Annotated in this window: 25 protein-coding genes and 1 tRNA gene; 11 read left to right on the top strand and 15 right to left on the bottom strand. The window is 67.3% G+C overall.

The features are described from left to right. Positions 1 to 27: 27 nt before the first annotated feature. A complete protein-coding gene (locus tag AC5Y5V_RS26465) occupies positions 28 to 378 on the bottom strand; it encodes a WhiB family transcriptional regulator (RefSeq protein ID WP_499941052.1) in 351 nt (116 codons plus the stop codon). Between the two features lie 369 nt (positions 379 to 747). Here AC5Y5V_RS26465 and ponA2 point away from each other — a divergent pair, with 369 nt between their 5' ends. The 4 genes from ponA2 to AC5Y5V_RS26445 all read left to right on the top strand — a co-directional run bounded on the left by ponA2 (position 748) and on the right by AC5Y5V_RS26445 (position 5,462). Then, a complete protein-coding gene (ponA2, locus tag AC5Y5V_RS26460) occupies positions 748 to 3,180 on the top strand; it encodes a transglycosylase/D,D-transpeptidase PonA2 (protein WP_499941050.1) in 2,433 nt (810 codons plus the stop codon). A gap of 84 nt (positions 3,181 to 3,264) precedes the next feature. Continuing rightward, entirely contained in the window at positions 3,265 to 4,224 is a 960-nt protein-coding gene (locus tag AC5Y5V_RS26455; RefSeq protein ID WP_499941048.1) for a metallophosphoesterase, read from the top strand. After that, complete coding sequence (gene cds1, locus AC5Y5V_RS26450; protein WP_499941046.1) at positions 4,221 to 5,327, top strand: L-cysteine desulfhydrase Cds1; 1,107 nt, start codon at positions 4,221 to 4,223, stop codon at positions 5,325 to 5,327. The genes AC5Y5V_RS26455 and cds1 overlap by 4 nt, the downstream gene beginning before the upstream one ends. 61 nt (positions 5,328 to 5,388) lie before the next feature. Continuing rightward, positions 5,389 to 5,462: transfer RNA gene (locus tag AC5Y5V_RS26445), tRNA-Pro, on the top strand. 284 nt (positions 5,463 to 5,746) lie between these two features. On the opposite strand, the gene AC5Y5V_RS26440 is transcribed toward AC5Y5V_RS26445, so the two are convergent. The 4 genes from AC5Y5V_RS26440 to AC5Y5V_RS26425 form a co-directional block, all read right to left on the bottom strand. Further along, positions 5,747 to 6,808, bottom strand: coding sequence for an LLM class flavin-dependent oxidoreductase (locus AC5Y5V_RS26440; protein ID WP_499941043.1), 1,062 nt, complete (start codon positions 6,806 to 6,808; stop codon positions 5,747 to 5,749). Then, the gene (locus AC5Y5V_RS26435) at positions 6,808 to 7,314 is read right to left on the bottom strand and encodes an SRPBCC family protein (RefSeq protein WP_499941041.1); all 507 of its coding nucleotides are present in this window, start codon (positions 7,312 to 7,314) and stop codon (positions 6,808 to 6,810) included. Before AC5Y5V_RS26435 ends, AC5Y5V_RS26440 begins: the two co-directional genes overlap by 1 nt. 3 nt (positions 7,315 to 7,317) lie before the next feature. Beyond that, on the bottom strand, positions 7,318 to 7,905 hold the full coding sequence (locus tag AC5Y5V_RS26430; protein WP_499941039.1) for a TetR/AcrR family transcriptional regulator: 588 nt from the start codon (positions 7,903 to 7,905) through the stop codon (positions 7,318 to 7,320). A gap of 147 nt (positions 7,906 to 8,052) precedes the next feature. Then, entirely contained in the window at positions 8,053 to 8,208 is a 156-nt protein-coding gene (locus tag AC5Y5V_RS26425) for a hypothetical protein (RefSeq protein ID WP_499941037.1), read from the bottom strand. 282 nt (positions 8,209 to 8,490) lie between these two features. On the opposite strand from AC5Y5V_RS26425, the gene AC5Y5V_RS26420 reads away from it, so the two are divergent. After that, positions 8,491 to 9,993 (top strand): glycoside hydrolase family 183 protein, encoded by a 1,503-nt coding sequence (locus AC5Y5V_RS26420; RefSeq protein ID WP_499941035.1) that lies wholly within the window; start codon positions 8,491 to 8,493, stop codon positions 9,991 to 9,993. Here the strand turns inward: AC5Y5V_RS26420 and AC5Y5V_RS26415 are convergent. From AC5Y5V_RS26415 to AC5Y5V_RS26395, 5 genes are all read right to left on the bottom strand, one after another. Beyond that, positions 9,990 to 11,309, bottom strand: a complete 1,320-nt coding sequence (locus AC5Y5V_RS26415; protein WP_499941031.1) for a cytochrome P450 — start codon at positions 11,307 to 11,309, stop codon at positions 9,990 to 9,992. The two genes, AC5Y5V_RS26420 and AC5Y5V_RS26415, sit on opposite strands and share 4 nt — an antisense overlap. Positions 11,310 to 11,428: 119 nt before the next feature. Next, positions 11,429 to 11,734 carry a DUF4193 domain-containing protein gene (locus AC5Y5V_RS26410; protein WP_499941028.1) on the bottom strand — a complete coding sequence of 102 codons (306 nt, stop codon included), beginning with the start codon at positions 11,732 to 11,734 and terminating at the stop codon, positions 11,429 to 11,431. A gap of 161 nt (positions 11,735 to 11,895) precedes the next feature. Then, positions 11,896 to 12,126, bottom strand: a complete 231-nt coding sequence (locus tag AC5Y5V_RS26405; RefSeq protein WP_499941026.1) for a hypothetical protein — start codon at positions 12,124 to 12,126, stop codon at positions 11,896 to 11,898. Positions 12,127 to 12,228: 102 nt separating this feature from the next. After that, positions 12,229 to 12,729 (bottom strand): DUF6328 family protein, encoded by a 501-nt coding sequence (locus AC5Y5V_RS26400; RefSeq protein WP_499941024.1) that lies wholly within the window; start codon positions 12,727 to 12,729, stop codon positions 12,229 to 12,231. 10 nt (positions 12,730 to 12,739) lie between these two features. Beyond that, positions 12,740 to 13,108: an STAS domain-containing protein gene (locus tag AC5Y5V_RS26395; RefSeq protein ID WP_499941022.1), complete on the bottom strand. Its 369-nt coding sequence runs from the start codon at positions 13,106 to 13,108 to the stop codon at positions 12,740 to 12,742. Positions 13,109 to 13,257: 149 nt separating this feature from the next. On the opposite strand from AC5Y5V_RS26395, the gene AC5Y5V_RS26390 reads away from it, so the two are divergent. The 6 genes from AC5Y5V_RS26390 to AC5Y5V_RS26365 all read left to right on the top strand — a co-directional run bounded on the left by AC5Y5V_RS26390 (position 13,258) and on the right by AC5Y5V_RS26365 (position 18,920). After that, on the top strand, positions 13,258 to 14,151 hold the full coding sequence (locus AC5Y5V_RS26390) for an STAS domain-containing protein (protein WP_499941019.1): 894 nt from the start codon (positions 13,258 to 13,260) through the stop codon (positions 14,149 to 14,151). 33 nt (positions 14,152 to 14,184) lie between these two features. Next, the gene (locus AC5Y5V_RS26385) at positions 14,185 to 14,583 is read left to right on the top strand and encodes an STAS domain-containing protein (RefSeq protein ID WP_499941017.1); all 399 of its coding nucleotides are present in this window, start codon (positions 14,185 to 14,187) and stop codon (positions 14,581 to 14,583) included. Beyond that, entirely contained in the window at positions 14,573 to 15,001 is a 429-nt protein-coding gene (locus AC5Y5V_RS26380) for an ATP-binding protein (RefSeq protein ID WP_499941015.1), read from the top strand. Before AC5Y5V_RS26385 ends, AC5Y5V_RS26380 begins: the two co-directional genes overlap by 11 nt. Further along, the gene (locus tag AC5Y5V_RS26375) at positions 14,994 to 15,623 is read left to right on the top strand and encodes a SpoIIE family protein phosphatase (protein ID WP_499941012.1); all 630 of its coding nucleotides are present in this window, start codon (positions 14,994 to 14,996) and stop codon (positions 15,621 to 15,623) included. Before AC5Y5V_RS26380 ends, AC5Y5V_RS26375 begins: the two co-directional genes overlap by 8 nt. 7 nt (positions 15,624 to 15,630) lie before the next feature. Then, on the top strand, positions 15,631 to 17,850 hold the full coding sequence (locus AC5Y5V_RS26370) for a SpoIIE family protein phosphatase (RefSeq protein WP_499941010.1): 2,220 nt from the start codon (positions 15,631 to 15,633) through the stop codon (positions 17,848 to 17,850). Between the two features lie 110 nt (positions 17,851 to 17,960). Next, a complete protein-coding gene (locus AC5Y5V_RS26365) occupies positions 17,961 to 18,920 on the top strand; it encodes an iron-containing redox enzyme family protein (RefSeq protein WP_499941112.1) in 960 nt (319 codons plus the stop codon). Here the strand turns inward: AC5Y5V_RS26365 and AC5Y5V_RS26360 are convergent. The 5 genes from AC5Y5V_RS26360 to AC5Y5V_RS26340 all read right to left on the bottom strand — a co-directional run. Continuing rightward, complete coding sequence (locus AC5Y5V_RS26360; protein ID WP_499941008.1) at positions 18,868 to 19,101, bottom strand: CDGSH iron-sulfur domain-containing protein; 234 nt, start codon at positions 19,099 to 19,101, stop codon at positions 18,868 to 18,870. The two genes, AC5Y5V_RS26365 and AC5Y5V_RS26360, sit on opposite strands and share 53 nt — an antisense overlap. Next, the gene (locus tag AC5Y5V_RS26355; protein ID WP_499941006.1) at positions 19,098 to 19,784 is read right to left on the bottom strand and encodes a HemK2/MTQ2 family protein methyltransferase; all 687 of its coding nucleotides are present in this window, start codon (positions 19,782 to 19,784) and stop codon (positions 19,098 to 19,100) included. Before AC5Y5V_RS26355 ends, AC5Y5V_RS26360 begins: the two co-directional genes overlap by 4 nt. A gap of 93 nt (positions 19,785 to 19,877) precedes the next feature. After that, positions 19,878 to 20,450 carry a type 1 glutamine amidotransferase domain-containing protein gene (locus AC5Y5V_RS26350; protein ID WP_499941004.1) on the bottom strand — a complete coding sequence of 191 codons (573 nt, stop codon included), beginning with the start codon at positions 20,448 to 20,450 and terminating at the stop codon, positions 19,878 to 19,880. Between the two features lie 148 nt (positions 20,451 to 20,598). After that, entirely contained in the window at positions 20,599 to 21,585 is a 987-nt protein-coding gene (locus AC5Y5V_RS26345) for an LLM class F420-dependent oxidoreductase (RefSeq protein WP_499941002.1), read from the bottom strand. A gap of 37 nt (positions 21,586 to 21,622) precedes the next feature. Next, positions 21,623 to 21,824, bottom strand: a 202-nt coding sequence (locus AC5Y5V_RS26340; protein ID WP_499941000.1) for a GatB/YqeY domain-containing protein, incomplete at its 5' end; no start/stop codon positions are given.

The following is a 21,824-nucleotide window of genomic DNA, read 5'->3' as shown; positions in this document are numbered from 1 at the left end:
ATGATGAATGCTCGAAGGGCGAGCGGATCAGCCGACGCTGCGGTTACGCCGCTTGTCGAAGAAGTCGGCCCACGACACCACCTCGGGGTGTTGCTTGAGCAGTGCGCGGCGCTGGCGCTCGGTCATGCCGCCCCAGACGCCGAACTCGACCTTGTTGTCCAGCGCGTCGGCACCGCATTCCTGCATTACAGGGCAGTGCCTGCAGATCACGGCGGCCTTGCGCTGGGCGGCGCCGCGCACGAACAGCTCGTCAGGGTCGGTGGCCCGGCACAGCGCCTTCGATACCCAGGCGATGCGGTCTTCGGCTTCGACTGCCTTCAGGGGCGTCGTCGCAATCGACAGGTTCGTTCTGCGTGGCGCCGGCCGTGTTCCTGACACGAGCTGTTCCCTTTCCTCCCAGCCGCAATTTGCGACCGCCCTCCTCGGGTGCAGACCCTGCTGCGATCTACGCCACACTGTGCACGGCGCTGTTACCTGAATCTCACCGTGTGTCTAAGTTAGGTGGTCAGGTGCCAATTGCGCAACAGTCTGATAACGCTTTTTTTGGGACGCGCGTGCCGTCTGGGCGTCGGAGCGGACTTCGCGCGGCGACGCCCGAGTCCCGTTTGTGGAGTTGAACAGTGACGCTTGTGAAAATTTGCCTAACACTTGTGCAAATCGCTGCGGACACTGTCCGTATGAGTGAGTGAACCGATCTGGTCGGCCGCTGAACATGGCGCTGTCGCCCAGGGTGGCTACTGTGGACCCATGTCCGATCGTCCGCCGGCCGCATTGACGCTCCTCAAGCTGGCTGGGTGCTGCCTGCTGGCCAGCGTCGTCGCGACCGCACTGATGTTCCCGGTCGCGGGCGGACTAGGACTGATGTCCAATCGCGCGTCCGAGGTCGTCGCCAACGGCTCGGCCCAGCTGGTCGAGGGCGCGGTGCCCGCGGTGTCGACGATGGTCGACGCGAAAGGCAACACCATCGCCTGGCTGTATTCGCAGCGCCGCTTCGAGGTGCCCGGCGACAAGATCGCCAACACGATGAAGCTCGCGATCGTCTCCATCGAGGACAAGCGGTTCGCCGAACACAACGGCGTGGACTGGAAGGGCACGCTGACCGGCCTGGCCGGCTACGCGTCCGGCGACGTGGAAACCCGCGGTGGATCGACGATCGAGCAGCAGTACATCAAGAACTACCAACTGCTGGTCACCGCGCAGACCGACGCGGAGAAGCGCGCGGCCGTCGAGACCACCCCGGCGCGCAAGCTGCGCGAGATCCGCATGGCGCTGACGCTGGACAAGACCTTCACCAAGCCGGAGATCCTGACCAAGTACCTGAACCTGGTGTCGTTCGGCAACAACTCCTTCGGCGTGCAGGACGCGGCGCAGACCTACTTCGGCATCAACGCGTCGGACCTGAACTGGCAGCAGGCCGCCCTGCTGGCCGGCATGGTGCAGTCGACCAGCACGCTCAACCCCTACGTCAACCCGGAAGGCGCGCTGGCCCGGCGCAACCTGGTCCTCGACACGATGATCGAGAACCTGCCCGCCGAAGCCGAGGCCCTGCGGGCCGCCAAGGCCCAGCCGCTGGGCATCCTGCCGCAGCCCAAGGAGCTGCCGCGGGGCTGTATCGCCGCCGCCGACCGCGCGTTCTTCTGCGACTACGTCCAGGAGTACCTGTCGCGCGCCGGCATCAGTAAGGAGCAACTGGCCCGGGGCGGCTATCTGATCCGCACCACGCTCGACCCCGAGGTGCAGATCCCGGTCAAAGCGGCCATCGACAAGTTCGCGAGCCCCAAACTGCCGGGCATTTCCAGCGTGATGAGCGTGATCAAGCCGGGCAAGGATTCCCACCACGTCCTGGCCATGGCGAGCAACCGCACCTACGGGCTCGACCTCGAAGCCGGCGAAACCATGCGACCACAGCCGTTCTCCCTGGTCGGCGACGGCGCGGGGTCGGTGTTCAAGATCTTCACGACGGCCGCTGCGCTCGACATGGGCATGGGGATCAACGCCTCGCTCGACGTGCCCGGCCGATTCCAGGCCAAAGGCATGGGCAGCGGTGGCGCCAAGGGCTGTCCCAAGGACACCTGGTGCGTCGTCAACGCCGGTAACTACCGGGGCGCAATGAACGTCACGGACGCGTTGGCCACCTCACCCAACACCGCGTTCGCCAAGCTGATCCAGCAGGTCGGGGTGACCCGCACGGTGGATATGGCCATCAAGCTGGGCCTGCGCTCCTACGCCAATCCGGGCACCGCCCGCGACTACAACCCGGACAGCAACGAGAGCCTGGCCGACTTCGTCAAGCGGCAAAACATCGGCTCGTTCACCCTCGGCCCGATCGAGGTCAATGCGCTGGAGCTGTCCAACGTCGCGGCCACCCTGGCGTCCGGCGGCGTGTGGTGCCCGCCGAGCCCGGTCGACAAGCTGATCGACCGCAACGGCAATGAGGTCGCTGTCACCACCGAGACCTGCGACCAGGTCGTCCCCGAGGGTCTGGCCAACACGCTGGCCAACGCGATGAGCAAGGATGCGACCGGATCCGGCACGGCCGCCGGTTCGGCCGGTGCGGCCGGTTGGGACCTGCCGGTGTCGGGCAAGACCGGCACCACTGAGGCGCACCGATCCTCCGGCTTCGTCGGATTCACCAGCCACTACGCCGCCGCGAACTACATCTACGACGACTCGACCTCGCCGACGGACCTGTGTTCGGCCCCGCTGCGACACTGCGGGGAAGGCGACCTGTACGGCGGCAACGAACCGGCACGCACATGGTTCACGGCGATGAAACCGATCGCCACCGCGTTCGGCGAAGTGAAGTTGCCGCCCACCGATCCTCGCTACGTCGAGGGCTCACCAGGCTCACGGGTGCCCAGCGTCGCCGGCCTGGAGGTGGACCAGGCGCGCCAGCGACTGAAGGACGCGGGCTTCCAGGTCGCCGACCAAACCGCCTCCATCAACAGCGTCGCCAAGTTCGGCGAGGTCGTCGGGACGTCACCCAGCGGGCAGACCATCCCGGGCTCGATCATCACGATCCAGATCAGCAACGGCATCCCGCCGCCACCGCCGCCGCTGCCGGAAGGCATTCCGGGCATGCCGCCGCCGATCGGGTCGCAGGTGGTGGAGATACCGGGTCTGCCGCCGATCACGATTCCGCTGCTCGCGCCGCCGCCTCCGGCACCGCCGCCGCCATAACCTGGCGGTGCGCAAAAGGCCCCTTACGGCACGTGTGTCTGAAGACATGCGTTACCAGTCGGCCACCGGCAGTAGGCTTTCAGCATGGCTGCTGTTCTGCCCACGCTGTTGCGCACCGGAGCCGTCGCACTCGGCTCGGCCGTCGCCGGGATCGGTTATGCCGCGTTTGTCGAGCGCAACGCGTTCGTCATCCGCGAGTTGACCATGCCCGTGCTCTCACCCGGATCCACCCCGCTGCGGGTGCTGCATGTCAGCGATCTGCACATGCTGCCCAACCAACGCCGTAAGCAGGCCTGGCTGCGCGAGCTAGCGTCCTGGGAGCCCGACCTGGTGGTCAACACCGGCGATAACCTGGCGCACCCCAAGGCGGTGCCCGCGGTCATCCAGGGCCTGGGCGACCTGCTATCCCGTCCGGGCGTGTTCGTCTTCGGCAGCAACGACTACTTCGGGCCGCGCCTGAAGAACCCGATGAACTACCTGACCAACCCGGACCACCGCGTCCGCGGCGAGCCGCTGCCCTGGCAGGACCTGCGCGCTGCGTTCACCGAGCGCGGCTGGCTGGACATGACCCACACCCGTCGGGAGTTCGAGGTGGCCGGGCTGCACATCGCCGCGGCCGGCGTGGACGACCCGCACATCGACCGGGACCGGTACGACACGATCGCGGGTCCGGCGAGCCCGGCCGCGAACCTGAGGCTGGGGCTGACGCACTCGCCGGAGCCCAGGGTGCTGGACCGGTTCGCCACCGACGGCTACCAGCTGGTGATGGCCGGCCACACCCACGGCGGGCAGCTGTGCCTGCCGTTCTACGGGGCTTTGGTGACCAACTGCGGCCTGGATCGCTCAAGGGCCAAGGGACCGTCCCGCTGGGGTGAAAACATGCTGTTGCACGTGTCGGCCGGAATGGGCACCTCGCCGTTCGCGCCGGTGCGGTTCTGCTGCCGGCCTGAGGTCACCCTGCTGACGCTCATCGCGACCCCGATGGGCGACCGTGACTCGGACAGCAACCTGAGCCGGTCACAGCCAACAGCATCGGTGCGTTGACCGATCGGGCCCAGATCGCGGACCGTAGCCGGCCGCGTGACTGGACCGACAACGCGATCCGGCTGATCGAGGCTGACGCCCGCCGCAGCGCCGATACCCACCTGCTGCGCTACCCGCTGCCGTCGGCGTGGGGCACCGACGTGGACGTCGCGCTCTACCTCAAGGACGAGACGACGCACATCACCGGCAGCCTCAAGCACCGGCTGGCCCGTTCGCTGTTCCTCTACGCGCTGTGCAACGGCTGGATCGGCGACGGCACCACCGTCGTCGAGGCGTCGTCCGGTTCCACCGCCGTGTCCGAGGCCTACTTCGCCGCCCTGCTGGGGCTGCCGTTCGTCGCCGTGATGCCGGCGTCGACCAGCGCCGCCAAGATCGCGCTGATCGAAGCGCAGGGCGGCCGTTGCCATTTCGTGCAGAACTCGAGCGAGGTCTACGCCGAGGCGGCCCGGGTCGCCGCGGACACCGGCGGCCATTACCTGGACCAGTTCACCCACGCCGAGCGCGCCACCGACTGGCGCGGCAACAACAACATCGCGGAGTCGATCTACGCGCAGATGCGCGACGAGGCCCACCCCGTCCCGGAGTGGATCGTCGTCGGGGCGGGCACCGGCGGCACCAGCGCGACGATCGGCCGCTACATCCGCTACCGGCGCCATGCCACCCGGTTGTGCGTCGTCGACCCGGAGAATTCCGCGTTCTTTCCCGCCTACGCCCAAGGTCGGGACGACCTCGTGATGCCGACGGGTTCGCGGATCGAGGGCATCGGCCGACCGCGGGTTGAGCCGTCGTTTCTGCCCGGCGTGGTCGACCGCATGGTGTCGGTGCCCGACGCGGCGTCAATAGCCGCCGCACGGCACGTCAGCGCCGTCCTGGGCCGCCGCGTGGGGCCGTCCACGGGCACCAACCTGTGGGGCGCCTTCGGGCTGCTCGCCGAGATGGTCGCCGACGGCCGCAGCGGCTCGGTGGTCACCCTGCTCGCCGACAGCGGGGACCGCTACGCGGACACCTACTTCAGCGACGACTGGGTCAGCGCCCAGGGGCTCGACCCCGGCGACCACGCCCTGGCGCTGGTCGAATTCGAGCGTTCCTGCCTGTGGAAGTGACCCGCGTCTAGCGCGTTTGGCGAGTCGGCGGGCCGGTGCGATAGGCTGTCGTGGCTTCAAGCGGGGTGTGGCGCAGCTTGGTAGCGCGCTTCGTTCGGGACGAAGAGGTCGTGGGTTCGAATCCCGCCACCCCGACAGTGGGAAACCCGCACTGGCCAGGCACAGCGGTCAGGGCGGGTTTCTTCGTCTCCAGGACGGTCTCCAGGATGCGCGTCCTGAAGCGACAGTTGGGTAAAGTCCGGATCCGTGCAGGCAGTGCCGTCGGGGAGCCACGCCGGGGACCTCGCTCAGACATTCAGTCCGCCGAGTCGTGGCACCGCGCTCTGGGCGGCGGTTCTGTGTTTCATCGCCGCATTCATGTTCCTGGCCGGCGCACGCGGACCGGCGCCTGAGCGGGGTCTCAGGCTCGGCGGCGTCCGTCATGGACTCGACGCCCCGATCGAATGGACCAGGTCGATGGCGGCGCCGAGAGTCTTCACCCGCTCTTCGAGGGTGTCGCCCGCCGGGTAGATGCGGACGGTGTCCACGCCGGCGTCGCACCACACCCGCAGCCGGTCACGAACCATCGGTTCGGTGCCGATCAGCGTCGTCGCCAGGATCATGTCGTCGGTGATCAGGGCGGCCGCTCCGGCGCGGTCGCCGGATTGCCAGCGCTGTCGGACGGCCGTGGCGACGTCGGCCCAGCCCTGGCGGCTGTACGCCTGGTTGTAGAAGTTCGTTGACGTCGAACCCATTCCGCCGAGGCTGAACGCCAACTCGGACTTGCGCTTGTCGACGAGCGTCTTGAGGTGATTCTCGTCGGCGGCGAAGGCGACCTCGGCGCCCTGGCAGATGTCCAGGTCCGACCGCACACGTCCGGAGCGCGTCAGGCCCTCGTCGAGGTGGGCGAAGTACGCCTCGTCGGCGCCCTCGGGAACGAAGCTGGTGCCGAGCCATCCGTCGGCGATCTCGCCGGTGAGCCGCAGCATGGCCGGCGTGAGGGTCGCCAGATACAGCGGAATCGGATGTTCGGCCCGCATCGACAGTCGCATGGGCTTCGCGTCGCCGCCGACCCGCGGAATGTGAAACTGCTTGCCCTGAAAAGAGATTCGTTCGCCTGCGACGGCCTGACGGATGATGTCGACGGTCTCCCGCATGCGCGCCAGCGGGCGGGCGAAGGCGACGCCGTGCAGCCCCTCGATGACCTGGGGGCCAGACGCGCCGAGCCCGAGTAGGAATCGGCCCTGTGACAAGTTGGACAGCGTGATCGCGGCCTGGGCGATCGCAACGGGGGTGCGGGTCGCCAGTTGGATGATGCCGGATCCCAGCAGCATCCGTTCGGTGCAGGCGGCGTAGAAGCCCAGCGTCGACACCGCATCCGAACCCCACGCCTCGGCGACCCAACAGATGTCGAGGCCCATCCTCTCCGCTTCGGAGACGAAAAGCTTTTGGTGAGACCAGGTTCCGAAGCTGGCGGCCTCGACGGTGATGGCGGCGCGCATCAGCGTTCGGCCTTCTGTTTGAGGTATTCGAGGGTGGCCAGCATCGACTTCTCGAATTCGCGCATCCGCACGTAGACGATCTTTTGTTCCTTGTCCGGTTGCTGCGCGATGGCCACGGACAGCCCCGACGGCGCCGGCCCCATCTGCATCCACTGCGACAGCCGGGTGCCGCTGCCCTCGGGGGTCAGCCGAAGCCGCCAGACTGCGGTCGGATTGTCCGGATCGCCTACCGCCCAGGCGAAGACGCGCTGCGGCTCGCACTCCACGACTTCGGAGACCGTGGACCATTCCCCGAACGACGGGTGCTTGTTGTAGCCCGTGAACCGGGCGCCGACTTCGGGCCCCTGGCGGCCGTCGGCCCATTCGACGCGTTGCAGCTCGGCGCTGCTCTCGGCCATGACGGCGATATCCGAGGCGACGTCCCATACGCGTGCGGGGGGCGCGTCGATCCAGGTGGACACCTCCACCGTTGGGGTGTCGGCATACACGGCGCCGGTCCATTCCATGCCCTAACCCACATTCGGTTCGTTCGCGAACAGCGTGCGAGCGGTCAATAGCACTTCGAGTTCGGCCGTCACGTCCTCGAGCGGCTGCAGGCTGGCTCTGGCTCGGCACAGCGTGACCGCCCCGGAGACGGCGGCGACGGACATGCTGGCCAGCCGCTGGGCGACGGGCGCGGCCAGACTCTGCCCCTCAAAGCAGTCCGCGAGCGCGCCGTGCCAGGCCTGGAAAATCTGGTTGGCGTGCTCGGCCAGGGCCGAATCGGCCGGTGCGCTTACCGCCACCGACACCACCGGGCAGCCGGCGCCGAAATCGCTTTCCCACAGCAGTCGACGCCAGAACGCGGTCATCCGGCGCAGGACCGCGACCGGACCATCGGCCGACGTGCGGCGGATCAGCTCGGTGATGGTGTCGCCGCCCAGTTGCACTGCCTCATCGAGGATTTGCGAACGACCGCCGGGGAAGTGGTGGTAGATGGACCCGCGCGGGGCTCCGCTGCGACTGAGCAACGCGTCCAACGTCACGCCGTCGGCGCCACGCTCCCGCAGCAGCTGCACAGCGGTCAGCACCATCGCCTGCCGCGTATCACCTGCCATCACTCACCGCCTGCCCATCATCAAGGTGCGATGGGTCAGACTATGACGGCCTTCATAATCTCGTCAAGAACGGCCGAGTTGTGCGGGCGAACTCAGGATTGGATCTGGCGGGAACTGCCGCCGACTATGCAGATCTTCATAGCGCGGCTAGAACCAGACTTTTCGGCCCCCGACCGGGCGGCCGACGGCGCCCAGGATCCATAGGATCACGCCGATGACGACCAGGATGCCGCCGACGTAAGTGAGAATCGGCAGCGGAACGAGGTATCCCACCACGATCAGGATGATGCCCAAGACGATCATGTCGTGCCCCTTTGTTGAACGCTGTCTAATTGGCTGATTGAAGAGGTATACCCGCTCCTCGCGGAGCCAATCGGGTTGCCAACTCTGCGTTGGCGCGGGGCCTCAACGAAAGGGTCGCGACACGGTCTCAGATCCATACCATTGCCAAATGGCTAGTCACAAGAGCCCCGTAGGTCTCTATCGTCACATGTGCAACTGGGGGCGTCAAGGCGGCGTCAAGGCGGCGTCAGAGGGGCGTCTTGCCCCGTGAAAGGTGTGACATTGTCGGCGTTTCCGCGAATCATGTCAGCGTCGGTGGCGGCTACGGCCGCTCTCGGGCTGGTGGTTGGAATAGGCGTCGCGCCACCCGCCTACGCCACCCCCTGCGAAGCACCCGAGGCGAACATCGAGCCGCCGGCCACCGAGGCGCCGGTCGAGGCGCCCGCGCCGGTGGTCCGACCACCCACGGGACGCAGGCCGAGCAATACGAATGACCGTGCGCCACTTCCCAAATTGGGTCCGCTGATCTCGAGTCTGCTCAAGCCGGGCACCACCCGGTATTCCGCTCCGCTGCAACAACAATCGCAGGTACGACCGAAAACCGAGGGCGCGGTGCCGGGGCCCAATCCGCCGCAGCCCGGCAACCCACCGCCCCCGAATGCCACCCAGTTGCAGCCGAATGCGGCCCCACGACCCGCCCCCCAACCCGCGCCTCAGCCGGCGCCCCAGCCCGCACCGGAGGCGGCTCCGCCACCTGCGTCGATCGCGGGCGCCCCCACTTCGCTCGTCGACTGGATCACCGGACCCAACGGCCCGAACAAGACGCTGGAACGCTTCGGCATCTCCGGTACCGACCTCGGAATCCCCTGGGACAACGGTGATCCCGGCAACCGCCAGGTTCTCATGGCCTTCGGTGACACCTTCGGTTACTGCAAGGTCCACGGCCAACAGTGGCGATACAACGTGCTGTTCCGCAGTTCCGACCATGACCTGACCAAGGGCATTCACGTCGCACCCGGGTCCGCCTCCGACAAATACGCCGGCTCGCCGTCGTATCCGTCGGGCCTGTCCCGGCAGATCATCAAGACGATGAAAAAGGCGCCACACGAGACCGGTCTCATTCCCACCGCGGGGATCGCCATCGGCAGAACGCAACTCATGAACTTCATGTCCATCCGCGAGTGGGGCCGCGACGGCGAATGGGCGACGAACTTTTCGGCGCTGGCGATGTCCCGCGACAACGGGCAGAACTGGGGCATCTACCCGGGCAGTATTCGCCCGGCCACGCCGGACGGCGCCGCGGGCGTCAAATACGTTCCGGGCAATGAGAATTTCCAGATGGGCGCCTTCATGAAGGGCAACGACGGGTACCTCTATTCGTTCGGAACTCCCTCTGGGCGCGGAGGTGCGGCGCATCTGTCGCGGGTCCCGCCGAACGCCGCACCGGACCTCAGCAAGTACCAGTACTGGAACGGTGACGGCGAGGGCCGCTGGGTCCCGAACAACCCGGGTGCGGCCACACCGGTCATCCCCGGCCCGGTCGCCGAGATGTCCGGCCAATACAACAGCTACCTCAAGCAGTACCTGGTGCTGTACACCAACGGCGCCAACGACGTCGTGGCCAGGACCGCGCCGGCACCGCAAGGGCCATGGAGCCCAGAACAACTGCTCGTGTCGTCGTTCCAGATGCCCGGTGGGATCTACGCACCGATGATCCATCCGTGGTCGTCGGGCAAGGACCTCTACTTCAACCTGTCGCTGTGGTCGGCCTACGACGTGATGTTGATGCACACGGTGCTGCCCTAACGGGGCCGGAACCGCACCTTGGTGCCGTGGCGAGGTGCGAGCATGATCGAGCGCCGTACGATCCGTTCCGGAGTTGCGTCGACGGCCGTGAATTCGCCCTCGCGCAGCAGCACGTGTAGCACGGTGATCAGCTCGCGCATCGAAAAGCTGGCGCCCAGACAACGTTTCACGCCGCCCCCGAACGGCACCCAGGCATAGGTCTGCGGCCGAACGCCGAGGAATCGTTCGGGACGGAACTCGTACGGCCGCTCGTAGGTGTCGCCGTTTCGGTTGATTGCGATGATGTGAACGACGATCCGGGTGCCCGGCTGCACGCAATAGCCGCCGATGGTAATGGGTTTGGCGACCACCCGCGCGGTCAGCGGCGCCGGTGGTCGCACCCGCAGCGTCTCGTGAATGACCGCGGTCGTGTAATCCTCCTCGCCACTGAGGGCTTCGTTCCGTACGCGCCGCAGGGCATCGGGGTGGTGCAGCAGCAGGTCCATCACCCACGCCAGCGTCGTCGCCGTCGTCTCGTGGCCGGCCAGCATCAGGGTGATCAGGTCGTCGCGAATCTCGCTGTCGGACAACCGCTCGCCGTCTTCGCCGCGCGCACACATGAGCAACGCGAGGATGTCGGTGTGCTGGTCCAGACGTGGATCGTTGCGCCGCCGGGCGATGAGCGGCATGACGACGTCATCGATCTCCTTGTTGGCCTTGGCGCGCTGCGGCCACACCCGCAGAGTGCCGAAATGACGCAGCGCGTAACGGACCGTCAACTGCTCCGAAACACCGAGATTCAGCAGCCGCTCGAAGGGCTGGCCGAGTCGCCGCACCTCATCGGGATCGTCGACGCCGAAGATGACCTTGACGATCACGTCGAGCATCAGTGATCGTGCCGCCTCCAACATCTCGAAGGGGCGGTCTACCGGCCAGTTGCGCATCGCCGTACGGGTGGAGTCCTGCATGATCGGCACGTAACCGCTCAGTGCGGCGCCGTGCAGTGGCGGTGTCAACAGTTTGCGCCGCCGCTGATGCTCCGGCTCCTCCTGCACGAACATCGATCCGGACCCGTAGATCGCCGCCGCCGGCCCCACCCCTTCTCCCCCGAGCAGCACGTCGGTGGGCGCGGTGAAGACCTCCTTCGCCAGCGCCGGGTCGGACACGATCGCCACGTCGCCCAGGCTGAGGATCGGCATCGTCATGATCGGCCCGTACCGGCGGATCAGCCTCATCATCCGGCGCTCGCCGCCGACCAGGTAGCCGATCGCATACGCCGCGGCGAAGGCCGCGCGAAACCCGCGGGGCGCGGGCAGGCCCGGAGGGGATGGCGGCACGCCAACGACACAACACGGCGCCGTCGGCTAGGTCAAGCAGCGACGCGCCCCTGCGCGAGCAGACGCAAAAGCACCCATTTCGGGCCGAAATGAGGGGCTTTTGCGTCTGCTCGCGCCACTTACGCGCAGTCGGCGCAGATCGGACGTCCGCTGCCGTCGGTGCCGTGCAACCGGTTGCGGTGCTGCACCAAAAAGCAGCACGAACAGGTGAACTCGTCGGACCGCATGGGGATGACGGCGACCGTCAGCTCCTCACCGGACAGGTCCGCGCCGGGCAGCTCGAAAAAGGGCGCGTCGTTGGGGTCGTCGTCGACGATCGCGGGAGACGACCCGGGCAGAACCGGCGCCAGCTCACGCAGCGTCGACCGGTCCGCGGGGTCGGCTTCGGACACGCGACGTGAGTCGTAGTCGCTTACGGCCGTCATAGGTGTTCCTTCCTCGCCAGGGGAGGGCCAACCCGCCTGAAAGTCAACCCGTGGCTGAGGCGATACCCCGTAGAGCCCCTGGCCACACCTATAAACGGCAACAAATTGGACACGCGCCAAAGCGCGCGCGTGCGGGCACGAAAACGGGCCCCGGAAGCGGGCTAGCGGGCCGGCAATTTTATGCGGTAGCCGCCGCTGGAAAGGGGCGCGGGCGCCGCCTGCCAAGGCAGCTCGGACTCGACGACGCGAGGCTTGCTGTGCAGCACCGCGGCCAGCCCGAACCAGGGCGCCACGACGGCCACCACCAGCGTCACCCAGGCCACCATCAGATGCCCCGTCGCGAGCGCGCTCACCCCCGCGACCAGACCGATCACCCAGACGGCCGCAGCCACCCGCCCCGCCATAGTGGCCGATTCCCCCCGGCCCTGGGTCGACATGTCAACCACGGGCTGCCAATTACCCGTTCGCATAGAAAACCAAACGAACGGGGCCGGCTACCACCGGTGACTACGCAGCAATAACGGCACTACCAGCCAGAACACGGTAAACAACGCGAGCGCGCACGCACCGGCAGCAATGCCCGCACCGCGCCCGGTCACCGCCGCGAAGACGATGACGGTCATCCCGGTCAACGCGAAGCCGAGCAGCGTGAGTCCGGCGAACGCGCACCGGTGCGCCGCCGACACCACCACCTGGAGGCGATGCCGCCGGAACAGCAGCCGGTGCATGGCGACCGGCGCGATCAACAACACCGTGGCGGCCACCGAGCAACTCACCGTCGCCAGATACACCACCCGCATGTGCGGGCCCAGCACGTCGAAACGCTGCTGAAAAGGCAGCGTCAACAGGAAGCCGGTGAGCAGCTGCACGCCCGTCTGCTCCACCCGCAGCTCCTGCAGCAGGCTGTTCCAGTTCCGGTCCAGCCGCTGGATTTCGGTCTCCCCGCGCTCGCGGCTGTCCCAGCGCTGGTCGTCCTCTGGATGATCGACGTCCATGACGGGCGCGTCAGTGCTGGAGTTTGTCGTCCCGCACGCCGGTCAGCGCGTCATCGAGCGTCTGGTACAGGGGGAACGTCTTGTCCAGCCCGGTCAGGTGAATCGGCCGGCGCGTCGCCGGGCCACGCGCCACCACCCCGAACTCCGTCGCCTTCCCGAGCTTCTCGTACGTCGCCGCAAGAATTTTCAGCCCCACCGAACCGAGGAACTCGACCGCGGAGAGGTCGATGACCAGTGCGGTCGGCCCGTCGGCAACCACCTCGCCAATGGCTTCCTCCAAGGCGGGAGCGGTGACCAAATCGATTTCGCCGCTGACACTCACCACGGACACCCCGTCGTGGTCCGCAACCAACGTGGTAATCGAATCAGGAGCTGACAATGGCGATCCTTCGTCCGGGTCTGAGTGCCTCAGGTGTGGTGCAAGCCTAACCCGCCCGCCGAACTGGCAGAAGAAAAAGGCCTCAACACCTACCGCGCACCTATCCACGCTAGTCTCGCCATGAGACCTGCGCGCCTTGAGGAGGCCAGATGTCAGATTCTCCGTTGGAGACCAGCACCGGAACCCAAACGGCAACGGTCTCCAGCGATGGTCTGCTGCCGCAACTCGTTCAGCACCTGCGGCGAAATCGCACCATCCTGCGCGAGGAGTGGGCCCGGCGCATCACCGAGGCCCAATTGCTCACCGCGATGACGCCGGAGGAGCTGTTCTCCGAGGCGACCGCCGTCTACGACAACTATGTCGAGGTGCTCGAGACCGGTAGCGTCGAGGCGCTGCAGGCCTACGCCCGCGACCTGTCGGAACGCATCATCCCCCGGGGCGTGGAGACGGACGAGGTGCTCGGCATCGTGCTGCTGCTGCGTGACGTGCTGGCGCGCTCGCTGTTCGAGAAGTACCAGGCGGAGTTCGGGATGCTCAACCGCGTGCTCGACGCCTACGAACCCGCGGCCAACCGGATCGCCAACACCGTGGGCGTCAGCTTCGTGCAGGAGCGCGAGCGCATCATCCGCCAGCAGCAGGAGGCGATCCGGGAGCTGTCGACGCCGGTGCTGCAGGTGCGCGAGCAACTGTTGATTCTCCCCATCATCGGCGTGCTCGACAGCCAGCGCGCCCGGCAGGTCACCGAGCAGCTGCTGCGCGCCATCCGCGCCAACCGCGCAAAAGTTGTCGTCATCGACATCACCGGTGTGCCGACCATCGACTCCACCGTGGCCAACCACCTGGTGCAGACCGTGGACGCGTCGGGATTGATGGGCGCCAGCGTCATCATCACCGGCCTGTCCTCGGAAATTGCCCTGACGCTGGTGACCATCGGGCTGGACCTGTCCAAGATGAATGCCGTCGGCGACTTGCAGGGCGGCATCGAAGAAGCCGAGCGTCTGCTCGGCTACGAGGTCACCCGCACGGGCGAGGCGACCGGATAAGCGCGGGCAACCACAAACAGCCACGGAAGCCTCATGCCAGTACCAATCCTGAAGCAGGGCCAGATTCTGATCGCGTCGGTGCAGGCTGCGCTCACCGACTCCGACACCGAGCGGTTGCGCTACGACCTCATGGAACGCGTCAGCCAGTTCCGCGCGCAGGGCATCGTCGTCGACGTCACCGCGATCGACGTGATGGATTCCTTCGCGGCCCGGTCGCTGCGGACGATCGCGCACATGACGCGGTTGCGTGGCGCCGACACGGTGATCGTTGGCCTGCAGCCGGAGGTGGCGTTCGCGATGGTCCAGCTGGGGTTGACGTTCGACGACATGAACACGGCGCTGGACCTGGAGGAAGGTATAGCGCTGCTCAATCGCAAACTGGGGCGCCCGAAATCGGCGAAATGGACGATCGGGCGCGACGGTGGCGGATGACCCGGGCTACCCGGCAGTTAAAGTCGTCGATATCAACAACCCCGACGACATCGTCGACGCGCGCAAGGCTGGACATCAACTCGCCTTGGAGCTCGGCTTCTCGCTGACCGACGTCACCATGGTCGCCACCGCGATCTCGGAAATCGCTCGCAATATCACCAGCTACGCGGGCCGCGGCGCGGTCCGGGTTGCGGTCGACGACCGTGAGGGCCGAAAGGCGCTGGTGGTGCGCGCCGAGGACGACGGTCCCGGCATCGCCGACATCGACCGCGCGATGGAAGACGGCTACTCGACCGGACGCGGGCTCGGCCTGGGCTTGCCGGGCGCACGCCGATTGATGGATCGGCTGATCGTGCAATCCGCGCTTGGTAAGGGCACCGTGGTCGAGATGTGGAAGTGGGTCCCGGCGCGTGCGTGAGCAGGGCCGGCTGGGACCGATCGAGTGGGCGATGGTGGGACGCCCCCGGCCGGGGGAGCGGGTCTGTGGCGATCAGTCGATCGCGGTTGGGGTAAACGGAGCGGCCGCCCTGTTCGGCGTGTTGGACGGGCTGGGGCACGGACCCGAGGCCGCGAGCGCGGCGAACACCGGAGTGGACGTGCTCAAGGGCGCCTGCGGCGAGCGGCTCGAGGTGTTGGTGCAGCTCTGTCACCGCGTCCTGACCGGCACCAGGGGTGCCGCGATGACCTTGGCCCGCGTCGATTTCGAGGCGGGCCAACTGTCCTGGACCGGGGTGGGCAACGTCAGCGCCAACCTCGTCGCCAAGGCCGCCAGCGGAGTCCAAGTCGTCCGCTCCACCGCCCGCCTGACCGCCGGCATCGTCGGCTACCGGATACCGGATATCACTCCCGCACAAGTGGTTCCGATTCGCACCGGCGACCTGTTGGTCATCACCAGCGACGGCATTGCCGAAGACCATTTGGACCACATCGATTTTGCCGCCACCGCACCCGTGATCGCCGAGCACATCCTGGACAAGCACGGCAAGGCGTCTGACGATGCGATGGTGCTGGCCGCACGTCACCGGGGGACACCAAGATGAGCAAGATATGAATGCTACGAACGACTTTCACGCCCAATACACCGCCGCGCTGAAAAGCTATGTGGACACCCGCGACGAGGACAGCCTGGCGATCGGTCACGAGCTCGGGCGACGCGCGTTGCAGGAACAGATCAGCATGCTCGAGATCATCGAGAAGCACTTCACCCAAATCGAAGAACTGGCAAAGAAAACCGATCTCGACCGGCCGGCCGCGGTGGAATTCCTGCTGCAGACGCTGGCCGCGCTCGACGTCGTCACCCGCGGCTACCTCGACGGCACCCGGCGCTACGAGGAGCAGCGCGCCCGGGCCGAGGGGCTGGCCGACCGCGACAAGTTCCGCACCGCCCTGGTGAATTCGTTGCAGGAGGGGTTCTTCGTCGCCGACGAGCGGGGCGCGATCGTCGAAATGAACGACGCGTTCGCCGAGATCATCGGCTTTCCGCCCGACGGCATGCCGTACGTCTGGCCGCACCCCTGGCTGATCGACACCGACGCTGCCGCGCAGCAGATAATCCGGGCGCTGACCGACGGCAGCGCGGAATACGAGACAGAGATCCAGCATCAGGACGGCCGGCTGGCCTGGGTGACGGTGAGCATCAACTCGGTGCGCGAATCCGGCAGGGAACCGGAAGCTTTCGTCGGAACGGTTCGCGACATCACCGCCCAGCGGGCGTTCGCGGCGCGGGAGAACGCGGTGATGCGGCTCGCGACGTCCGTGGGCGTCGCCAAGAGCCTGGCCGAGGTGCTGTCGATCACGCTCGATGAATGCCGCGCGGCGGTCGACGTTCAGCGCATCGTCGCGGTCATCTGGCCGTCCGGCGAGGGCGAACCGGCCGTGCAGACCGCCGGCGACCCACCAGCAGCGACCTGGCGTGAGCTGGACCCGCTGCTGCGCAGGACGTTTCAGGACGCGCGTAACCAGCTGCCGCTGACGGCCAGGCCGGTCGAGTGGCCGGACGCGCCGGGTAGGGCCCGGGGAATGTTCGCGGTGCTGTCTGGCACCGGCGACGTCGCGCTCTGGCTGGAGCTTGGGGTACCGCGTTGGGTGAGCCCGGAGGATCGACTGCTGGTCACCGTCCTTGTCGGCCACCTCAGCCTCGCGGTCCAGCATGTGCGGCAGTTCGAGATAGCGCGCGAGACATCGCTGACGCTGCAGCGCGCGATGCTGCCGCCCGTGCAGCCGCCGCCAGGGTTCACCGTGCGCTACGAACCCGCGGTGCCACCGTTGGAGATCGGGGGCGACTGGTATGACGTGGTGGCGGTCGGCGATCACCGCATCGGCATCGTCGTCGGCGACTGCGTGGGTCGGGGCCTGCCCGCGGCGGCGATCATGGGCCAGCTACGCAGTTCGGCGCGTGCGCTGCTGCTCACCGGCGACCAACCGGCGGTGCTGCTGGAACAGCTCGATGCGGCGGCGGCGCTGATCCCGGACGCCTACTGCACCACGGTGTTTCTCGCGATTCTGGACACCGAATCCGGGATCCTGGAATACAGCAACGCGGGACACATGCCGGCGGTGCTCGCCGGGGCGGACCCGCTTCTCGGCTCGGGGATCACCGTGCTGACCGAAGCCCGGTCCGTGCCGCTCGCGGTGCGCCGGGACAGGCCGCGGCCACAGGCCTCGCAGGTGCTGCCGTCCGGCTCGACGCTGATGGTGTACACCGACGGCCTGGTCGAGCGCAGGCACGAGTCAATCGACGACGGGATCGCCCGCGCGGCAGACGTTTTGGCCGAGACGATGAAGCTGCCGCTGGACGCCGTGGCGGACGTGGTGCTGCGGGAATTGGCTCCGTCGGCGGGCTACGACGACGACGTCGCAATGGTGATCTACCGCCACGAGTCCGCGCCGCTGCGAATCGAAACCGCCGCGACCGCAGATCAATTGGCCGGCATCCGACATCGGTTGAGCGGATGGCTGCGCGGCGCCGAGGTGCCCGACGACCTGGCCGCGGACATCGTGCTGGTGGTCAACGAGGCGTGCACCAACAGCATCGAGCACGCGTACCGCGGCCGAGACCCCGCCACCATGCTGGTCCAGGTCGAGTGCACTGGCGGCGAGGTGCGCGTGCGGATCGCGGACACGGGCTCCTGGCAGACACCGGCAGCCAACCCCGGCAACAGCGGACGGGGCCTGGTGCTGATCCGGGCGATCAGCGACTCGGTCACCGTGGACAGCACTCCGACCGGAACCACCGTCGACGTCACGTTCCGGCTTGCCCACCGATGAGGCGGCCGGCACCCCCGTTTGCCCCCGGCGTCAGCGGGTACCACACCGGGGTGACTGACACATCGATCCGCGTCGAACCGGCCCTGCCGGCCGCGCACGGCCCACTATCGATGACCGTCCGTCGCGCGCTGACCGGGCCGTCGTCGCGCGACCAGCTCGCGCGCATCGCCGCGTCCGTGCGTGATTCCGATCCCTACGGGCTCGACCTGCACCTGGCGCTGTACATGTGCTACGAACTGCACTACCGCGGCTTCTCGGGCGTGGACCCGACCTGGGAGTGGAATCCCGCACTGCTGCAACTGCGCGCCGAACTGGAGCGCGCCTTCCTGGCCGGCGTGCGCCGCGACGTCGGCCCCATCGAACCCGGCGACACCGCCGCGGCCGAGATGGCTGCGCTGTCGATCGAGTCCGCGGATGGTGCCGGGCCGACGTACTACCTGCGCGACTCCGGGACCTGGCAACAGATGCGTGAGTATTTCGCGCACAAATCGCTGTACCACCTCAAGGAGGCCGATCCGCACGCCTGGGTGATCCCCCGGCTGAGCGGCCACGCCAAGGCGGCGTTCGTGGCGATCGAATACGACGAGTACGGCGCCGGCCAGGGCGAACGCCTGCACCAGCAACTCTTCACCAATCTGTTGGCCGCAGCCGGGCTGGACCCCGGCTACCTCGCGTATCTCGACGCCGTGCCGGCCGAGTCGCTGGCCGTGGTGAACCTGATGTCGCTGTTCGGCTTGCACCGCTGGTTGCGCGGCGCGGCGATCGGGCATTTCGCCGCGACCGAGATCACCTCCCCGCCCGGGTCCCGACGGATGGTCCAGGCCCTGCAGCGGATGGATGCCCCGGCGGCATGCGTCGCGTTCTACGCCGAACACGTGGAGGCCGACGCGGTGCACGAACAGGTAGTGCGCCTTGACGTCGTCGGCGACCTGATCGCTCGTGAACCGAAGCTGGAGCCCGACGTCGTGTTCGGGATGCGCGCCTTCTCCGTCGTCGAGGATCGCTTGGCGGACGCGATTATGGTGTGCTGGAAGCTCGGTCAGTCTTCGCTGCGGCGTCAGCTGAACTAACGGTCCGACATCTGCGGTGGCTGGTGTCGCACAGCGGATACTCCTTGCTGCGCGCACACGTGCAGATCGCCACCATGAAACGGTCGGACTCGACGACACCGCCGTCGGGCATCTCGATCCGCACCGGCCCCGCAACCAGCACGGGGCCTTTGGGGATGACACGAACCCGGGTGGTGCTCAACGCTTGTCCGCCCGGATTACGACGAGTTGCTCGTGGCGGCGCCCGGGGCGCAGCCGACCGGTCTCCTCCAGCCATGCCGCCCGCGCGGTCAGCACCGGCCCGAACGGAATCCACTGGCAGGCGACGACGTCGGCGTCCAGCCCGCCGGCACGCAGCCGTTCCAGCGAGCGCTCAACCCCCGCGAATGCGGACTGCACCAGCAGTAGCGATCCATTGTGGCGCAACAGCTTCGAGGCCGATTCGCACAGCGGATCCAGCACCAGCCGACCGTCGGGCCCCGCATCCCATGCCCATGACGGGCCGACGGACAACGGAATCACCTCGGCGGCAGCGCCTTCCGGCGGCGTCGGAACATAGGGCGGGTTGGCCACCACGACGTCGAACGGAGCACAGTCCAGCGCACCCATCCACGAGCCCTGACGGACATCGACGTCCACCCCGGCGCCCGCGGCATTGCCCCGCGAGCTGCGCACCGCACGCGGACAGATGTCGAAGGCGGTGACGCTGGCGCAGCCCATTTCGGCCGCGGCGATCGCGACAAACCCACTTCCCGTACACAAGTCGAGTACCCTGCGTCCGGGAATAAGGCCGCTCCGCGACATCGCATCGACGAGCAGCCGGGAGTCCTGCTGGGGTTGGTAGACCCCTTCGGCCAGGGCGGTGCCTGGATATGTGGTGGTCAAGCGTCAGCCTTTCGACACCGCCGCGAATATCGCGGCATGTTGTGTCTAATGCCCGCGATACGCCGGCTTAAACAGGATTCACGCGCATCCTGGTCAGGGCCGCCAGCGTGGCGAACCCGCGGGGGCGTGGGCGAGTTCGTCGATCATTGCGGAGCAGAACGCCGGAAGATCCGACGGCGAGCGGCTGGTGATCAGGTTTCCGTCGACCACGACCTCCTCGTCCACCACGTGGGCGCCCGCATTGCGCAGGTCGGTGCGGATGCTGGGGTATGAGGTCAGCGTTCGGCCCGGAGCGACGCCGGCCTCCACCAGCGTCCACGGTCCATGACAGATTGCGGCGACCGGCTTTCCGGAGTCGACGAAATCGCGCACGAAGGTCACGGCGCATTTGTCCGCCCGCAGTTTGTCCGGGTTCACCGTGCCGCCGGGCAACACCAAGCCGTCGAATTCGTCGACCGAGGCGTCCGACACGGCGCGGTCGATGGTGAACTCACCGGCAGGCTCGAGATCGTGGTTGCGCGCCTGGATTTCGCCGGCCTTCAGTGACAGCAGCTCGATCTGAGCTCCCTCTTGCTGCAGTGCGTCGCGCGGCTGTTCCAGTTCGACCTTTTCCACGCCGTCCGCAGCCAAGATCGCGATCTTCTTACCTTCCAACCGATTTGGCATGTTGCCGCTCCTCGTGGGTCATTGCGGATGCAGGGCAGCGACCTAGCTGGTGCTTAACTGGCCGTCGGCCCGGTCTATCCCAAGTTGTTGCGGAGCCCACCCGCCGGGCGATCGCGATGTGAATACCCCACCGGCGAAACGTCAAACGTCAGCTCGTCGGCGCTCGCAGCGCCTCAAGCAGCGGTTCGGCGGCTTCTTTGAGAAACAGCTCCTGCGACTCGCCGCCGATTTGAATGAGCGCCACATCGGTGAAACCCGCTGCCTGGTAGGGCCGGACGGCTTCGACGATCGCGTCCAGATCCGGCCCGCAGGGAATGCTCTCGGCGACGTCTTCGGGACGCACGAATTGGGTGGCGCCGGCGAATCCGGCCGGTGTCGGCAAGTCGGCGTTGACCGCCCAGCCACCGCCGAACCAGCGGAACTGGTCGTGCGCGCGTTCGATTGCGGCATCTCGATCGGGGTCCCAGCACACCGGAATCTGCCCGACCACCCGTTCGCCCCCCGCCACGTTGGCGGCCTGGCGAGCCGCGTGCCAGGTGTCGACGAGTTGTTCGTCGGGCTGCACCGCGATCAGGTGGTCGGCGAGTTTGGCGAATTTGTCGACCCCCTTGGCGCCGGCCATCGCCACCCCGATGCCCACCGGCACCTCGGGCACGTCCCACAGCCGCGCCGAGTCCACCTGGAAGTATTCGCCCCGCCAGTTGACCAGGCCTCCGCCGAACAGCTCGCGGATGATCTTGATGGCTTCTCGCAGCATGTCCTGCCGGCGTTCGATGGCCGGCCAGCCCTTGCCGACCACATGTTCGTTGAGGTTCTCGCCGCTGCCCAGGCCCAGGGTGAACCGGCCGTCGGCCAGGATCTGCACCGTCGCCGCCTGCTGCGCGACGATCGCCGGGTGATACCTCATGGTCGGGCAGGTCACATAGGTATAGAGGTCCACCTGCTCGGTCACCTGCGCCACCGCGCCCAGCACCGCCCAGGCGTTGGGCGCATGCCCCTGCGATACCAGCCAGGGCGAGAAGTGATCGCTGCAGACTTCGAAGTCGAATCCGCGCTCTTCGGCTGAAATAGCATACCGGACAAGGTCTTTGGGACCGCTCTGCTCGGTCATCAAGGTGTAGCCGAACTTGGTCATACCGACGTGGGTACCCCGGCGCCGGGTGCGCAAACGGCTAGAGGCGGTCCTTGACCGCCGCGGACAGCCGGGCGCCGTCCGCCTTCCCGGCCGCGATCGCGGTCGCCGCCTTCATCACGAGGCCCATCTGCTTCATGCCGGGTCGCTCACCGATCTCCTCGGCCACCTGGGCGATGGCGGTGTCGGCGACGTCGGCCAGCTCAGCCTCGGTGAGCGGGGTGGGCAGGTACTCGTCGATG

It is taken from the genome of Mycobacterium sp. NGS68 (assembly GCF_059812195.1).
This window is presented reverse-complemented; position numbering and strand designations above follow the sequence as displayed.